Origin of the sequence: Exiguobacterium sp. U13-1, from assembly GCF_001750115.1 — a bacterium.
Classification (GTDB): domain Bacteria; phylum Bacillota; class Bacilli; order Exiguobacteriales; family Exiguobacteriaceae; genus Exiguobacterium_A; species Exiguobacterium_A acetylicum.
Genome location: NZ_CP015731.1, coordinates 1999670 through 2015733, shown reverse-complemented (window position 1 = coordinate 2015733; position 16064 = coordinate 1999670). Strand labels below are relative to the sequence as shown.

General features: G+C 48.7%; 20 protein-coding genes. 10 read left to right on the top strand and 10 right to left on the bottom strand.

Features of this window, described 5'->3' with window-relative positions:
* Positions 1-104 precede the first annotated feature (104 nt).
* Positions 105-1406, bottom strand: a complete 1302-nt coding sequence (locus ESP131_RS10440; RefSeq protein WP_069940671.1) for a hemolysin family protein — start codon at positions 1404-1406, stop codon at positions 105-107.
* 282 nt (positions 1407-1688) lie between these two features.
* Here ESP131_RS10440 and ESP131_RS10435 point away from each other — a divergent pair, with 282 nt between their 5' ends.
* From ESP131_RS10435 to ESP131_RS10425, 3 genes are all read left to right on the top strand, one after another.
* Positions 1689-2741 (top strand): YrzE family protein, encoded by a 1053-nt coding sequence (locus ESP131_RS10435; protein WP_035397417.1) that lies wholly within the window; start codon positions 1689-1691, stop codon positions 2739-2741.
* Between the two features lie 117 nt (positions 2742-2858).
* A complete protein-coding gene (locus ESP131_RS10430; protein ID WP_231925614.1) occupies positions 2859-3452 on the top strand; it encodes a TetR/AcrR family transcriptional regulator in 594 nt (197 codons plus the stop codon).
* A gap of 17 nt (positions 3453-3469) precedes the next feature.
* Complete coding sequence (locus ESP131_RS10425) at positions 3470-4651, top strand: MFS transporter (RefSeq protein WP_069940670.1); 1182 nt, start codon at positions 3470-3472, stop codon at positions 4649-4651.
* 39 nt (positions 4652-4690) lie between these two features.
* Here the strand turns inward: ESP131_RS10425 and ESP131_RS10420 are convergent, their stop codons facing one another.
* From ESP131_RS10420 to ESP131_RS16795, 4 genes are all read right to left on the bottom strand, one after another.
* On the bottom strand, positions 4691-5296 hold the full coding sequence (locus ESP131_RS10420) for an HAD-IA family hydrolase (RefSeq protein ID WP_069940669.1): 606 nt from the start codon (positions 5294-5296) through the stop codon (positions 4691-4693).
* Positions 5268-6179: a PhzF family phenazine biosynthesis protein gene (locus ESP131_RS10415; RefSeq protein ID WP_069940668.1), complete on the bottom strand. Its 912-nt coding sequence runs from the start codon at positions 6177-6179 to the stop codon at positions 5268-5270. Before ESP131_RS10415 ends, ESP131_RS10420 begins: the two co-directional genes overlap by 29 nt.
* A complete protein-coding gene (locus ESP131_RS10410; RefSeq protein ID WP_069940667.1) occupies positions 6176-7228 on the bottom strand; it encodes a flavin monoamine oxidase family protein in 1053 nt (350 codons plus the stop codon). The genes ESP131_RS10415 and ESP131_RS10410 overlap by 4 nt, the downstream gene beginning before the upstream one ends.
* 80 nt (positions 7229-7308) lie before the next feature.
* Positions 7309-7485: a hypothetical protein gene (locus ESP131_RS16795; protein ID WP_169738094.1), complete on the bottom strand. Its 177-nt coding sequence runs from the start codon at positions 7483-7485 to the stop codon at positions 7309-7311.
* Positions 7486-7698: 213 nt separating this feature from the next.
* Between ESP131_RS16795 and ESP131_RS10405 the strand changes: the two genes are divergently transcribed.
* The 3 genes from ESP131_RS10405 to ESP131_RS10395 all read left to right on the top strand — a co-directional run bounded on the left by ESP131_RS10405 (position 7699) and on the right by ESP131_RS10395 (position 9128).
* Complete coding sequence (locus ESP131_RS10405) at positions 7699-7980, top strand: hypothetical protein (RefSeq protein ID WP_069940666.1); 282 nt, start codon at positions 7699-7701, stop codon at positions 7978-7980.
* A 480-nt stretch (positions 7981-8460) separates the two neighbouring features.
* A complete protein-coding gene (locus ESP131_RS10400; protein ID WP_023468270.1) occupies positions 8461-8667 on the top strand; it encodes a helix-turn-helix transcriptional regulator in 207 nt (68 codons plus the stop codon).
* Entirely contained in the window at positions 8667-9128 is a 462-nt protein-coding gene (locus ESP131_RS10395) for a DUF2178 domain-containing protein (RefSeq protein WP_069940665.1), read from the top strand. The genes ESP131_RS10400 and ESP131_RS10395 overlap by 1 nt, the downstream gene beginning before the upstream one ends.
* Here ESP131_RS10395 and ESP131_RS10390 read toward each other — a convergent pair.
* Positions 9125-9541, bottom strand: coding sequence for a GNAT family N-acetyltransferase (locus tag ESP131_RS10390; protein ID WP_069940664.1), 417 nt, complete (start codon positions 9539-9541; stop codon positions 9125-9127). The genes ESP131_RS10395 and ESP131_RS10390 overlap by 4 nt on opposite strands.
* A gap of 79 nt (positions 9542-9620) precedes the next feature.
* Between ESP131_RS10390 and ESP131_RS10385 the strand changes: the two genes are divergently transcribed.
* The gene (locus tag ESP131_RS10385; protein WP_069940663.1) at positions 9621-10151 is read left to right on the top strand and encodes a GNAT family N-acetyltransferase; all 531 of its coding nucleotides are present in this window, start codon (positions 9621-9623) and stop codon (positions 10149-10151) included.
* Positions 10148-10933, top strand: a complete 786-nt coding sequence (locus ESP131_RS10380) for an endonuclease/exonuclease/phosphatase family protein (protein WP_069940662.1) — start codon at positions 10148-10150, stop codon at positions 10931-10933. The genes ESP131_RS10385 and ESP131_RS10380 overlap by 4 nt, the downstream gene beginning before the upstream one ends.
* A gap of 40 nt (positions 10934-10973) precedes the next feature.
* Here the strand turns inward: ESP131_RS10380 and ESP131_RS10375 are convergent, their stop codons facing one another.
* Together ESP131_RS10375 and ESP131_RS10370 are read right to left on the bottom strand one after the other, a co-directional pair.
* The gene (locus ESP131_RS10375; RefSeq protein WP_069940661.1) at positions 10974-11459 is read right to left on the bottom strand and encodes a YusW family protein; all 486 of its coding nucleotides are present in this window, start codon (positions 11457-11459) and stop codon (positions 10974-10976) included.
* The gene (locus ESP131_RS10370) at positions 11456-12073 is read right to left on the bottom strand and encodes a flavodoxin family protein (RefSeq protein WP_055968026.1); all 618 of its coding nucleotides are present in this window, start codon (positions 12071-12073) and stop codon (positions 11456-11458) included. The genes ESP131_RS10375 and ESP131_RS10370 overlap by 4 nt, the downstream gene beginning before the upstream one ends.
* 319 nt (positions 12074-12392) lie before the next feature.
* Here ESP131_RS10370 and ESP131_RS10365 point away from each other — a divergent pair, with 319 nt between their 5' ends.
* On the top strand, positions 12393-13139 hold the full coding sequence (locus ESP131_RS10365; RefSeq protein WP_069940660.1) for a bacteriorhodopsin: 747 nt from the start codon (positions 12393-12395) through the stop codon (positions 13137-13139).
* A gap of 32 nt (positions 13140-13171) precedes the next feature.
* Here the strand turns inward: ESP131_RS10365 and ESP131_RS10360 are convergent, their stop codons facing one another.
* Positions 13172-13594: a hypothetical protein gene (locus tag ESP131_RS10360; protein ID WP_069940659.1), complete on the bottom strand. Its 423-nt coding sequence runs from the start codon at positions 13592-13594 to the stop codon at positions 13172-13174.
* Between the two features lie 81 nt (positions 13595-13675).
* Between ESP131_RS10360 and ESP131_RS10355 the strand changes: the two genes are divergently transcribed.
* Positions 13676-14179: a DNA topology modulation protein gene (locus ESP131_RS10355; protein ID WP_069940658.1), complete on the top strand. Its 504-nt coding sequence runs from the start codon at positions 13676-13678 to the stop codon at positions 14177-14179.
* A 140-nt stretch (positions 14180-14319) separates the two neighbouring features.
* Here ESP131_RS10355 and ESP131_RS10350 read toward each other — a convergent pair whose 3' ends face one another.
* Complete coding sequence (locus ESP131_RS10350) at positions 14320-16026, bottom strand: methyl-accepting chemotaxis protein (RefSeq protein WP_069940657.1); 1707 nt, start codon at positions 16024-16026, stop codon at positions 14320-14322.
* Positions 16027-16064 lie beyond the last annotated feature (38 nt).

Sequence of the window (16064 nt, the reverse complement as noted above, 5' to 3'; positions counted from 1 at the left end):
AATATTATCATACTTCTCTTTGATGAACGCGCTAAGACCTCGTTTGATAAAAGAAGACCCGCCAGCTCAGTAGATTGAACTACTAAGCAAAACGGATCTTTCTGTTAACGCGCCGTCACTGTTAACTTGACATCCTGAATCTGGTATTGAGCAGAACGCAAAATCTCAAGCGTAAACGCCTCATCTGTGACGAGGGTTCCCTCTTCAAAAGCGGCCGTCCGTGATTGGATATACCCACCAATCGTGTCGACTGCCTCTGATTCAGTGAAACGAAGACCAAATCGTTCTTCGATCTCAACTAATAGGACGGTTCCGGCCAAACGGTACGATCCGTCCGGTAACTGTTCGATATCAGCTTGCTCCGCTTCATCGAATTCATCTCGGATATCACCGACGATTTCCTCCAAAATGTCCTCCATCGTGATCAAACCAGATGTCCCACCATACTCATCGATGACGAGAGCGATGTGTGACCGTGTCTGCTTCATCTTCAAGATCGTTTCTTGCAGCGGTGTCAATTCCGAGACGACCGGCAACGGTTTAAGGAACGATGCAAGTTCTCGTTCGTCTTGTACCGCGTGATGGGCGAGCACTTCCTTGACGTTGATATAACCACTAATCCGGTCCTTATCCGTTCCTTCACTGACCGGGTAACGTGTATACGGATTGTCAGACATCGTCTGTAATAGATTTTCCCAACTCATCTCGTCCGAAATGACCATCATGTTCATCCGTGGCACCATGATGTCACGTGTGACACGCTCATCAAACGCAAAGACGTTTTGCATCAAGGCGAGTTCCGATTGATTGATCTCACCACTTTGAAAACTTTGAGCCATGATGATCTTCAACTCTTCTTCGGAATGGGCTTGTTCGTGACCGGCTGGTTTCACACCGAACATCCGCAAGAGGACACGGGCCGAACCGTTCATGATCCAGATGAATGGATACATGACTTTTCCGAATACATAGAGTGACGGCGCCAGTAATAACGTCATCCGTTCCGCATACTGGATCGCGAGCGTCTTCGGTGCGAGTTCTCCGATGACGACGTGGAGAAACGTGACGAAGATGAAAGCGATACTGTATGAGAGAAGCGTTGAGAGCGCAACGGCGACACCGAGTTCATCAAAGACCGGTGTCAACAATTTCTCGACGGTCGGTTTTCCGAGTGCACCCAGACCAAGTGCAGTGATCGTAATACCAAGCTGACAGGCCGACAAGTAATAATCGAGATCTCCTGCGACCTTCTTCGCAAGTACTGCTCCCTTTTTTCCTTCTTGCACCATCTGGTCGAGACGTGACATCCGGACTTTAACGACAGCAAATTCCGAACCGACGAAAAACGCAGTCAAACCAATCAATACGACGAGCAACAACAAATTCAGTGTTAAGACGATGTCCAACTTGTATCCCCCTAGAAGCGGGGGATCACCTCCTTTTGATTTTAAACTGTACAGTATAACGTGACACTTGATAAGAGTGTACGATGCTTTTTCTTCAAACGCAACCAATATCACTTCGTTGAAGTTCAGACGACCATTAATCATGTACCTGTAATACTAGGTTTCTCTTATTTAGTTACCGGTTATATAAGAGCTATGCGCGTAAGAAACTTGAGATGAAGCTTTTACATTCATGAACATCTCGAACTTGAAAGACCAATTTGGGGAGAGGTAGTGCTTAGTATGGAAAAAACAAACAGAGGCTTTTCGTCGCATTTCCGAGCGGAAGCGGACGGAGCAGGTCGTAACATCTCATGGAGCTCGATTTTTGCAGGTGTGGTATCATTTCTATCTTTATTGATCTTATTTAGTTTAATCGGTTCAGCGATCGGACTCGGCGTCACGGACGTCACGTCGAATAACCCGTTCGATGGTGTTGGAACGGGCTTGATCATCTGGGCAATCCTTTCATTGCTCATCTCGCTGTTCGTTGCCGGATTCGTCTCCGGTGTGACGTCGGCACGTGCCGGTCTCGTCCACGGTTTCTTGACATGGTCGACGAGCGTCATCCTCTTGTTCGCTCTTTTGACGTTCACGACGGTCAATACGTTACAATCGGTCGGCTCACTACTCGGGACAGTCGGTGGTGCGGCTGGTAACGGTATCGGATCCGTTGCTTCAACAGCACAAGACGCTGCGACGAAAGGATTCGATTCGATTACGAAAAACGTGTCACAAGTTGATACGAAAGAACTTGAAGGGAACGTCGACGAAATCTTAAAAGATACGGACATCAAAGAATTGCAACCAGGTTACTTGCAGAATGAACTTGACGCTGTTCAAGAAGACGTCACGGCTGCTGGTAAGGAAGCAATCACGAAACCAGAAAACTTCGATACGATCGTCCAGGATCTCGGTGATTCGTTGACAGCACGAGCTGAAAAAATCGAGAAATCAGTCGATGAAGATAAAATCGCTGACGCAGTCGCAAAAAACACCGATTTGACAGGTGCTGAGGCGGAAGAAGCGACACAAAATATCGTCGATGGTCTCAACACGGCAACAAAAGAAACGACGCAACAAATCGAAAACGCCAAACAAACGCTTGATGAGACATCGGCTGACCTCAAGAAAACGGTCCAAGATGTCCGCGAGCAAACGGAACAAGCGACACAAACGGCGTCAAAAGTTTCGATCTGGGCGTTCGTCGGACTGCTTCTGACACTCATCTTCACGTCATTCGCAGGAATCGTCGGTTCACGCGTCGCAACACGCGGTCGTGTCATGAATAAATAATGATTCCTTCCTAACTGATTCCGCCATCGCGGAGTCAGTTTTTTTGTGCGATAAGACAATCTGATTGACTCTATTTGAAATTTACTGTTACAGTGTTACCTAACGACCGTTAGGAAGGTGATTCATCTGAAAGCCCAACAATTGTTACAGACGAGCATCCATCATTTTGCTGCGCACGGCTATGAAGGGGCATCGCTGCAAGAGATCGCGACAGAGGTCGGTATTAAAAAGCCATCGATCTATGCGCACTATAAAGGGAAGGACGACCTGTTCCTGCAAGCGACGACGTATGCCCTGCAAGAACAAAAGCGCCGCTTTGCGACGTATTTCACGAGTACGCGGCAGCAGCCGCTCGAGCAATCGCTGCACGGTTTCTTCGAATGGTTCATTTCGGAACAGCAAGACGATATCCTGATGCGCTTCATCCTTCGGGCTGCCTATTTTCCACCGGAGAAGCTCGAACAAGAAATGACGGATCGCTTCAATCCGTTTTTCGATTCACTGCACGATCTATTGACGCGATTACTACGCGAACGAGACCGAACGGAACAGATTCTCTATTCGACGGATTACAAAAGTGCCGCTCTCGCCTATTTAACGGTGGCGGAAGGCACGCTGACAGAACTCGTCTACAACGGTGTCGACGCGTTTCACGCTCGACAGCAAGCTGTCTGGCCGATCGTCTGGCGCGGTATGTCAAAAACGATTTAATTCTATTGAGGTGAACTATGCAAAACAATACATTGATTTTAAGTACACTCCTGCTCAACTTATTCATCGCCTTTTTAGGTATCGGACTCGTCATTCCCGTCACACCGACGATCATGAACGAGTTGAACATCTCAGGGGCGACGGTCGGTTACATGGTTTCCGCCTTCGCCTTTGCGCAACTAATTCTGTCACCACTCGCGGGACGTGCCGTCGACAAGTACGGACGTAAACCGATGATCATCATCGGTTTGTTCATCTTCAGCATGTCCGAGCTCTTATTCGGTCTCGGTCAAAGCGTCGAAGTCCTGTTCGCGTCACGGATTCTCGGTGGTGTCAGTGCGGCTTTCATCATGCCAGCCGTCACGGCATTCATCGCTGACATCACGACGAACGAGACTCGTCCGAAAGCGCTCGGATATATGTCTGCTGCCATCTCGACCGGTTTCATCATCGGACCGGGGATCGGTGGGTTCCTCGCTGACCTCGGCTCGCGGACACCGTTCTTCTTTGCTGCTGCTTTCGGTTTGACAGCGATGGTGTTATCCGTCTTTACGCTTAAAGAACCGAAACGTCACTACGAGACAACGACGGTCAAACAGCAGACCGGTTTCCGGAAAGTCTTCAGTCCGCTCTATTTCATCGCTTTTCTTGTCCTGTTGATTTCGTCGTTCGGTCTCGCCTCGTTCGAGTCGTTATTCGCCTTGTTCGTCGACCGGAAGTTCGGCTTCACAGCGAAGGACATTGCGCTCGCAATTTCTCTCGGTGCGATCGTCGGCGTCATCGTCCAAGTGGGACTGTTCGATCGTTTAACACGCTGGTTCGGTGAGATTCGTTTAATCCGGTACAGTTTGATCGGTTCGACACTGCTCGTCGTCTTGATGACGTTCGTGACGAACTATCTCTCGATCATTCTCGTGACGATGGTCGTCTTCGTCGGTTTCGACTTGATGCGCCCCGCTGTCACGACCTATCTTTCAAAGATTGCCGGAGATGAACAGGGATTCGTCGGCGGAATGAACTCGATGTTTACGAGCATCGGCAACATCCTCGGACCGATCGTTGGTGGACTACTGTTTGACGTCAATTTGAACTATCCGTTTTATTTTGCGACAGTCATGCTTGCAGTCGGCATTTTACTGACGTATTTCTGGCGTGCACCACGCGCGGAAGCAACCGAAGCAGATCGATTGTCTTCTTAAAAAACAGCCCCGTTTCCATCACTGGAAGCGGGGCTGTCGTTATGTCAGTAACAATTCCTTTAATCGACCGGGCGACGTTACGGTATACGTCGCAACGGTCTCATTTGGTCGGTTGCTTATCAAACACGTCTTGATACCGGCACGATGTCCGGCTAAGACATCGAGTTCCCGGTCTCCAATCATGATCGTTTCGTCTCGTGCCATCTGATGCCGATTGACTAAATACGTGACAGCTTCCGGATCCGGCTTCCGGGCGAATCCATCCGGTGCCGTCAACACGTCTTGAAAATGATGCGTCAACTCGTGTTTTGCAAGCAACGCATGAATCGATGTTCCACGATGGGTGACGATATGATGCGTCGCACCTCTCGTCGATAACACCTCTAGCAGTTCACGGATTCCGGGAAACGGTTCAGACTGTTCTTGTTCGATCATCATCTTTTGTTGCTTGTAGTTCAGAATGAATGCTTCAGACACACCAAACGTCTCATACGTCGTTTTTGCTGAGATCGCCATCAGTTCTGCTACTTGCTCGCGTTCGACCGTTCGCCCCTCACGCTCGAGTAATTCCACGAACACATCGACTAACACCGGATACGTATCAAACAAGGTGCCGTCAAAATCCCAAATGAAATGTTTCAACATCTGCCTCTTCCTCTCCCACTCTCTTGACGCCGACAAAGACGGCTTGCCCGTCCATCTCGACTTTCCATTGGCTGTGATCAAGACCTTCGCCAGAAATACGGATTCCGACCTGACCGGGTCGTCCCATCTCGTGTCCTTGTTCGACGATGATTGCAGTTTCCGTTTCAAATGGCTGGATGAATTTTCGGTAGTAGACACCCATCACACCACTCGCCGTTCCCGTAACCGGATCTTCAACGCTCCCTGCTCCTGCTGCCGAGAAGTGACGCCCGTGCATCGTCGCTTGTCGGTCATATGTATCGAGACAAATCGGATGAATCGAGGCTTGCGGCAAGTCGGTCAACACGGTGTCAAAGCGTTGGTTATCCGGCATCATCCGGTGAAAGTCCTCAAGTCGACGAATCGGGAGGAGCAGTGTCCAGTTCCCAGTACTGCCGTATACGATTGGCCATCGGTCATCGAGATGTGTCAATTCGAGACCAATCGCGGCTAGAACCTGCTTTATGTCACCGTCAAACTGTTGTAAACGTGGTTGTCCCTGTTGCAAGCGAAACATGCCGTTCGCTAAACGCATCACTGGCAAGATGCCTGACTTTGTCTCGATCTGACATGCCGTAGATAAGCGGATCTTTGAATCAAGTGCCGTCAATGCAGCGATCGTACCATGTCCGCATAAGTCCATTTCCCGTTCCGGTGCAAAGTAGCGCATGCGGTAGTCCGCTTGCTCGGATGACAGGACGAACGTCGTCTCGGTAAAGCCATTCATCCGAGCGATTCGTTGCATTTGCGACTCAGTCAATTGATCGGCGTCTAAGACGACCCCAGCTGGATTACCGCTTCCTGGCGTCGATGTAAACACATCATAATGTAGCGTCTCGATCATTTTTCAGCTCCTCTCTTTTTTAAATAGCGTTCAACGGATCGTAATGCGCCTTCTAAGTGTCCACCATGACTCGGATCGGTCTCTGTCCCAATCAGTGAAATCGCCACATGCTCCACTCCGAGATTGATGGCATGATACGCCGGGAAATCTACGAGTGGTGCTGCATCGGCTCGTGTTGCTGTCCAACTATCCGTTGACCAGTCTTTATACAACCAGCCAATCGACTGACGTGCTTGTTCACCGAACAGACGAACCAGCTGCGCGAGTACCGTTTTCTTGATTTCCGCCTCGGTCAACAACTGTCGTTCACGTGCTGGCGTCCGGAAAAAACCGAACAACGCTCCTGGTCCGTCTTGTGGGGAAGCGTCATGAATCTCCTGCACCATCCCAGTCCAGCTGATTGCCTGACCGGACCAGCCCGAATCACACCAAAACGGTTTCTCGTAAAGAATCAGACATTTCGCTTGCTGCGCCATCCAGGTCGGTAATGCTTCGAGTTCATCCAGGACTGCTTCAGGTAAAGCTGGCACATACGATAGTCTTGCCGCTAAACGTGGTGGTAGTGCGAGAACGATCTCATCGAACGGTTGACTCTTCCTTCCTGAACTGATGACCCTCCGGTTCATGACATCAATCTGGCTGACGGGAGACTTGAGTCGAATCGTTCCCGGTGTGAGTCGTGCAGCAAGTGCCATAGCTACGGAGCGGATTCCGTCACGAAGGCGAAGCGCCGTCGGTTGATTCGCAACCAGATGTGACTCGATGCCGTCAGCCCGTTCGAGTCGAAGCGCTCCCGTCGCATATTGTTCCAGTGTCGGTAAATCGAATCGATGGATCAAATCGACCATCAGTGGTTCACTGTCCGGCCAAAACCAAGTCGGTCCAAGATCAAACGCATATGCTTGCCCGGCTAGGTTGAAATCAATCGTCTCGATTCTACCGCCGATTCGGTCACGTGCTTCATAGATCGTCACGGCGTGTCCAAGTTCCTGCATACGCGTCGCGAGATACAAACCACTGATTCCTGCTCCTATGATGGCAACGTTCATTTCATTTCATCCTCTCGATTTGAGATACTTGTTTTAGTATACCGGAACACGCGAAAAAACAAGGACTAGACGTCCTTGCCTTAGGATGATTGCATTTGCTGCCAGTCGTCTTCCTCATAAATTGATTGAACCCATTCAATTGAAACATACAAGGATCGGGCAATCGCTTCGTCCGTCTTCCCCAGTTTTCGCAACAGATGGACGATCCGAATCCTTCGTTCGAGCTCCCGGTCATCCGGTATCAGTTCAGGCATCATCTTCTCTTCTCCTCTCCACTGAATCGGCGATGGCGTTTTCAAAAGAATACCCGATAATTATCTGAATATTCCGATCGATGTGCAGAAGCGAGGATTTTTGATAAAGTTCAGGGATAGATAACAGAAAGGAATTCATCGCTTTTTGTAGAAACATATTGAATAGGCGCAACAGTAGGATTTCTTGCGTCAACCAAACAGAATAGGAGTATGCATATGATTAAACGCAACGCACTATTTCGTCTGTCGATCGGCTTGCTGCTAATGGGTGTCTTTGGCGGTATCCTGTTAGATACCATCGGTTTCTTTCCACACGCGACAGCTTACTTATTAAGCATCCCGATTGCTTCGAATAGCACGGAGTTTTGGCTAGGATGGATTTTATCCGGTATGACGATCTCTGGGCTGATTACGCTTTTCTTATCCTTACGTTATCATCAGGGATGGACGACGTTCGCCTGTCTCATGGCTGTCATTTTGACACCTTACGTATTTTAATGTTCACGTGGGCTTCAGATGACTGATCCCAAAAAATGACGCGTCTTTTCACGCCCTTTCCTCAGGCGAGACACAAGCCAGTTTTCCCGCTCCGTTCGAGCAGGAAAACGGGTCTTGTTTGTCTCTGACAGCGCAAAATCGCGCTTTTTCCTGTAGGAGTGGCGTGTAATGCGTCATTTTTTTATATCCGGAAGAAGGATCAGAGAAGCGTTTTGTTCACTCCATATCGCTTCCTAGGGAAAAACAAGCAAGAGCGAACCTGCAGCGAAGCGAAGCGACGCGATGCTTGCCCTAGTAAAACGATTCGAGATGAACAAAAAAAGCGCAATCCTTTTCGTTAAAAGAAAAATTACGATTTGTCTTCAGTCTGAGGAGTTGACTTTTGAGTCAGCTCCATTTTTTAAATACATGACGTAAAGTCTACTTTACAAAATGTAAAACTGACTTTACAATGTAAACAACTGGAAAGGAGGTCGTCAGATGAAACTGACGAACCATGTCCGCCTCTATCGTCAACAGCACAAGTGGACACAAGAGCAGTTCGCGGAACGAATCGGTGTGACCCGACAAACCGTCATCTCGCTTGAAAAAGGGAGCTATACGCCGTCGCTCTTACTCGCGATGCAGATTGCCCGCGTCTTTGATTGCCCGATCGAGGAACTATTTCAATTAGAGGAGGAATCCTGATGAAACGTGTCGTCACTCAATCTTTACTTAATTGTTGTCTCTACTTTTTAGCTGCTTATCTCATTAGTGCCATTCATGCGAATCTGCAGTTATTTCAAGATGATCCTGTATCCGGTACGGGATTGTCGCTGAAATTGAATCTAATGAGTGTCCTTCCAGTGCTAGTGATTGCGATTATTCTTTCGATCGTCAGCTATTTCTTACGAGAAGACCGTTCGCATTCGTTTGCGACAGCAGAATTTTCCGACTCCGATGAACGTGAGGCACAAATCACCGGTAAAGCGACCCGCGCAGCGTACGTCGCTTTTATGATCAGCCTTCCTGTCCTGATGATTGCTTTCTTGTTTGAACAGCCGTTACTACAACTGTTTCCAGCGTTTCCGTTCTATGCGATCGCTCTCATTCTCTCGGTTGGAACACTCACGTATATGACGGCATGGATTGTCCATGTCCGTCGTTAAAGCCGCTTGACGAAGAAGTATTGAGTTTGTCCAATCGATGGATGATCGGTCAGTCGTCCATACTCTTCATAACCATGCTTGCGGTAAAAGTCTGGTGCTTGAAAATCAAACGTGTCCAAAAGAATTTTCGTACACCTTGCTTCCTTCGCATATCCTTCGATTGCTTGCAGCAGGCGGGTTCCGACACCTGCCTGTCGTGCTGTATCGCTCACCCAAAGGAACTGGACATGAATGTGTTGCCAACCGTAAGACGCGGTAATTCCTCCGATGCATTCGCCCTTCTCATTATATGCTGTAAAACAAAGTTCTTCCGATTGTTCATATAAGGCTTTAGGAACATATTGCCGATTGTAGGCAATCAATTGCTCGCGGATGAATGTCCTATCTTCCTTCATTCCAGTTTGAATTTTCATTTCTTCTCTCCTTAAATTTACAAATGATACCATTACTGCCATAATGATAGCATATTCCATCTAGAACGGAGGATTACATATGCAGACGATGCACCACTCGTTCGATACACAACGGTACCAGATTCGACCGGCTCGACTTAGTGACGCTGAAGCCCTCGCTGAACTCCGCCAAACACTCGATGCGGAAACGGAATACTTCGACCGAATGCCTGGTGAGGACGTGATGACGGCGACGGATTTCGCAGATCAGTTACGCGATTCCTCGGTTCCGAATCGTATCCTCGTCGTCGAGCGCGATGGACGACTCATCGCCTACGCCCGATGTCGTGGTTTTCATTTAAAACGTTTCGCGCACAAAGCATCATTTGGACTCGGTGTACTTCAATCCGACTGGGGGCAAGGAATTGGTACGCAACTGCTGGAACGAATGATTGCTTGGGCAAAAGCGCAATCCCTGCAAAAGATTCAGCTCGAGGTCGTCGAGACGAACCTTGGCGCCATTCGCCTCTATCAGCGACATGGATTTCAAGAAGAAGGACGACTGCGTCATGACCGGTTACTATCGGACGGTTGCTTTTACGATACGGTTCTGATGGGCTTACAGCTATGAGTCTTTCGTTATCGATTGCGACATATAACATCTGGCATCACCCGCACAAACGACAAGAACGGTTCCAGGCGTTATGCGCGGAGATCAAGCAACACCAACCGGACGTTCTCCTTCTGCAAGAAGTCATGTCGACGTTTCATCCGGATGAACCATTCGTCTCGATCGCTGAGCACCTCGCAGAGGCGACCGGTTATCCGTATTGGATGATGGATCCTTATATGGATTCACCAGATGAAGGACTTGCCATTCTGACGAAATTGCCGTTTGAACGAACGGATTCGAGTGCCGCTGCGACAGCAAACATCAACCACCACTGTGCGATTCGGATCCCGTTTTCGATTGACGGTGTTCGTTTTGCCGTGACGAACATTCATTTCAATTGGCGTGCTTCAGACATTCGACTCGATCAACTTCGATTCGTCAACGAATGGATTGCCTCACAGACGGATGACACGACGATTGAGTTCTTAGGCGGCGACTTTAATGATGGTCCACACTCTGCGTTGCATCACGCTGCGCTTAAGGAGTGGGTCGATCTTGCTGGCAGTTTTGCCGCTCGTACAGGACAAATCGCCGCCGCGACGCTTGATTCCGTTACGAATCCGTACGCAAGGAAGAATGACGGCATTACAAGCCCCGTTCGATATGATTGGTTACTCTGTCAGCGTTCGCTTTCACAGGTGACCTTACAGAACGTCCAGCTGATCGGAAATCATCGACTGCCGCATCACCTTGTACCGAGCGATCATTACGGTGTCCTCGCTCATGTGACGCTACACTAAGACAACAGGTCTACACCCGTTACGGGCGCAGACCTGTTGTTTATTTTTTATATTCTTTTTCGGTACCGTCTGAGAATTCGATTTCAACCTCTAAGCGGGAAGCATCTTGAATCGCAAACACACGCTCGACCTCACTAATGACCTCTTTTTCAGATGTATCCGCACCAATCTTTAAGTTCTTGAACTTCGCGTCGAGTTCCGTCATCGCGTCGTCTCCTTGCTTTTGCTCCCCTTTATAGCGATATTCCGCTTCCGTTCCGTCATTATCCCGGTCATAGCTAATATCAATGGCATCGTTATCCCCTTCAACGTCCGCTTCAATCGACAGACTGTTGAAGCCATAATCCGTGTCGGCATTTTTCGTTACCGTATCCTTGTCTTGCATCGTGTCGTCGGTCGTGTTCGAATTCGTTGATCCTTCTTCGACCTTGTCCGTCGACGTTTCGTCGTTTCCGCAACCCGCAAGCATAAAACTCATCGCGAACAACGTGGCGACACCGTATCCTGTTACACGTTGTTTTTTCATTCCATCACATTCCCTTCTGCTGGAATCGGATGTTCCTTTAACATCTTGGCAAAATGGTATAGGTTGGCAGCTAAAAACTGTGCGTGTCGCTTCGTAAAGTCGTTGTTCCGTCCTGCTTCGATGTACGATGGTCCTGGTCCCGCTTCACCGACCCAGTAAGCATCGACGTTCGGCGGAATCGTAAAACCGATATGCGACAGACCGTACAAGATGGAAGCGGACGCATGTTTAGCTCCATCTTCATTCCCCGTGACGATGACGCCACCGACCTTGTTGTAGTAGATCGCTTGTCCAAGATCGTTCGTCAGACCGCTTCCTCCGTATAATCGTTCAATGACTTGCGTCGCAACACTACTTTTTTCCCCCAGCCAGAGCGGTGTTCCGATGACGACGATGTCCGCTCGTTTCACCTTTTCGAAAATCACGGGCCATTCATCCCCGTTGCCTTCGTCTTCCGTGACGCCGAACGCCACTTGGTGATCGACGATGCGGACAATTTCTGAAGTGACGTCCTCTTGTTTCCAATATGCAATCACGTCACGGATCAGCGCCTCCGTATTCGATGGTTCACGTGATGCTTTTAAGGTGCAGTTTAAAAATAAGGCGTGCAACATCCATCCATCCTCCTCCGTCATTTTAAGTAACATCATTCGTCTTTAGTACTTTCCTTCTTCCATCAACGGATAAACTAAAAAACCCTCGCTTCAGCGAAGGCAGGTCATGACGGAATGTCTGAATTTATTTAGTTAATCCCTATGACATTGAGGCTGATAGTGTGTCATCGATGGTTCCTCTCCAAGTGTGTCGAAATGTTGTCAAACCGTTGATAGACCGCACATCAAGAGCGTTTTGACGTGGTGTCTGAAGACTGTATCGTCAGTAAAATAAAAGTATGAAAGGTCGTGTCCATTTACGAAAAGGAGTCGAAATAATATGGAAGACGTCAACCTTCTCGTTCTTGCGACCCAGTACATGTTCTGGGTCGGATTCGTCGGAATGGCCGCGGGTACGCTCTATTTTCTCGTCGAACGAAATTCCCTCGCCCCGGAATACCGCTCGACCGCAACAGTCGCTGCACTCGTCACGTTCGTCGCCGCGATTCATTATTATTTCATGAAGCAAGCTGTCGGGGAATCCGGTTTGTTGTCGGAGATCGATGGCTTTCCGACTGAAATTCGCTACATCGACTGGCTTGTGACGACACCGCTATTGTTGATCAAGTTCCCGTTGTTGCTTGGATTAAAAGAAGGAAAAGGACGCGCATTATTAACAAAACTCGTCATAGCCGACATCATTATGATCATCGGTGGTTACATTGGAGAGTCGTCGATCAATCTAGCGGGTGGCTTCACACAACTCGGTCTTTGGGCATACGTCGTCGGTTGTATCGCATGGTTTTATATCATTTATCTCTTATTCACGAACGTCACGAAAGCCGCTGAAGATAAGCCTGCCCCGATTCGTAAAGCCTTGCTGCAGATGCGCTTGTTCATCTTAATCGGATGGTCGATCTATCCGGTCGGTTACGCCGTCACCTTGTTTGCACCCGGCATCGAGGTGCAACTCGTCCGCGAATTGATCTATAACTTCGCTGACTCGATCAACAAGGTCGGATTTGGTCTGATTGCCTTCTTCGCCGTCAAAACGATGTCTGCTACGAAAAATTTGAAATCGACTTAATCAAAAAACCGGATGCTCAAAACATCCGGTCTTTATTTGAACTGATGTTGTTGTTCATAGGAGATATCTTCATTTTTGATGACATAACCTGCTAGCTCGATATCATTTTCATAGAATTTCAACATATAAATCATATTCGGTTCATTCGCGAATTCGACTTCAATCGTATATGGATTTGCTGACGATTCGTATGAAAACTTCTGTGGTCTCATCGTATATGCTTCACCTGGAAACTGGCGTGCTAGTTCTACTTTTGCGAGCTTCGTATTCTCAGCAATCTGCTGATTGAGGAGCGTCGGTCGGATGTACCAAAAGGAACTACACCCGATTGCCACCAAACCAAGTAAAATCAAGCCATACCGCTTCCATCGCTGCGGCAGGAATATCACGCCGCAACCGATTACGAGTAGTGTAAAAACGATCGTCATCCCTTCGATTATGAAATTTGGTACCATCTCATTCACTCCTTTCGTTCTATCCTCGACTAGAAAACCGTGGTATGATCAATTCCTATGACAAAAAATAGGAGGTAGTGTATGCGAAAGATCATCTTGATTGGTTCCGGTGGGTCCGGTAAATCGACGCTTGCCCGCGAGATGGGCAAAAAACTCAGCTATCCCGTTGATCACCTCGACAGCTTATTATGGCGTCCGAACTGGGAAGCAGTTTCGCGTGAGGAACAACGCCAGATTCAACAAACACTTATAACGCGCGACACGTGGATCATCGACGGTAATTACGCTGGAACGCTCGATTTACGAATTGATGCCGCCGATACGATCATCTTCCTTGACCTACCACGGACACTCTGTCTGTACCGGGCATTGAAAAGGACATGGCGCTATCGCAAGACCGGTCGACCGGATATGGCGGCAGGCTGTCCCGAGAAACTATCGTTCGATTTTCTGAAATGGATTTGGCGTTTCCCGATCGATAAGCGACCGAGTATTCTTTCAACGCTTACAGCGACGTCCGATAAAAAAGTCATCCATCTGACGTCCCGTCGTGCTGTCAAACAATTTCTTCAATCACTTTCATAACATCTATCTGCTGCTTTGTATCATTCTTGCTTAACCTGTACATACGACGCCACACGCTTACTCCCCTGCTTGTTTTCCATTCATTACCACAAATAAAAAAACGACCATGATGAATTACCTCATGGTCGTCGTTCAATATCTTACACGGTGAATCTGCCTGTGACTTGTTTTAAATCATCCGCCATCGTCGCGAGTGATTGGGACGCGGATGTGATTTCTTCCATCGACGCCATCTGCTCCTCGGTCGAAGCGGAGATGTTTTGTGTTCCGGCAGCAGTCCCTTCCGTCACTGCTTGAATCGTTCGCATGACGGAGGCAATCTGCTCACTCGCTGCCGCCATTTCCTGTACGGCACCGGACACTTCTTCGACGTGCCCTGTCACGTCGGTGATCGCTGTCTCGATTTCTGAGAAGGAGGCACCGGCTTGATCGACGACGGCAATTCCACTCGTCATCTCGGTCGAAACCTTCTCCATCGAGGCGACCGATGCTTCCGTCTCTTGTTGAATGACCCGAATCAACGACTCGATCTGTTTTGCCGAGACCGCCGACTGCTCCGCGAGCGTCTTGACTTCCGCAGCGACGACGGCGAATCCGCGCCCTTGTTCACCGGCGCGAGCTGCCTCGATTGCTGCGTTTAACGCAAGCAAGTTCGTCTGTGCCGCGACACCTTTGATCGAATCCGTGATTTGTCCGATTTCCTGCGATCGGTTACCAAGACCGTCAATGACGTGGCTCAGTCGAGAGACGTCTTCTTGAATCCGTCCCATTTGGGTACCGAGTGTTCCGACGACTTGACCACCGAGAGCGACTTTTTCCATCGCATCCGCAGTGCGTTCCGTCATTTGTTGGGCATTACCGGCGACGTAACGGACCGATGTCGTCAATTCTTCGATCGTCCGTGAGGCATCCGATACTTGATGCAATTGTTGACTAGCACCGCTTGCCATCTCTTCCATCGTCACAGCGACCATTTCTGTTGCTTTCGTCGTCGATTCCGCGTTGACGCTGAGTTCGTCCGACGCAACAGCGACACGGTCAGCCGTACCGGTTAGTTCAAGCACGACTTGTTGCTGTGACGCAATCATTTCATTGAAAGACGTCGTCAACTGTCCAAGCTCGTCTTTTGAGTCGTATGTTCCACGGACGGTCAAGTCCCCGTTCCCCGATTGATCCATCCATCCCTGCAATTGACGAATCGGACGCGTGATGAGACGTGTAATGTACATTGCAAGTCCTGCAAACAAGAGAACCGCGAGTAAAAAGGTGCCGAGCATTAAGTAAAAGGCCGTTTGTTTTTCTGCTTGATTCTGAGCGTCTAACGTCTTCGCTTGTTTTGTCATCGAAGCCATCAACGACTTCGCAGAATTTGCGACGTTATCCCGGACTTGTTCCAGACCTTGCGTGTATGCCGTATAGGCTTCTTCGGTTTCGTTGCGCGTCGCCGCATCCTGGACGATCGTCATCGAATTATCATAGGCGAGGACATTATCCTTTAATTCTTCGAGCTGTTTCTTCTCTTTAGCATCGAATTGCCCTGTTTTTTCGATTTTCGTGACTGATGCGCGAATCTGTTCCTGACGCGTATCGATGTCAGCTTGCAGTTCCGTGACCCGCGTCTCGTCCTTCGTTAACATCATCTCGACTAAAAACGAATCGAGCGCGCGTGTATCAATCCGGATTTGAGCCACTTCCTGGATCGGTAATAAGTTTTCCTGATACATCGCTCGGGAAGCATTCGACATCTGATTTAAGAAATAAAGTCCTGCTCCCGCAATCAAAAGCATCGCAACGACGGCTGTTGCGATCAAAGCTTGTATCTTCCGTCTGACTGACATGTGTTTCATTCCATCCCCTCCCGTTTTTGTTATCGGTTCAAGAATGA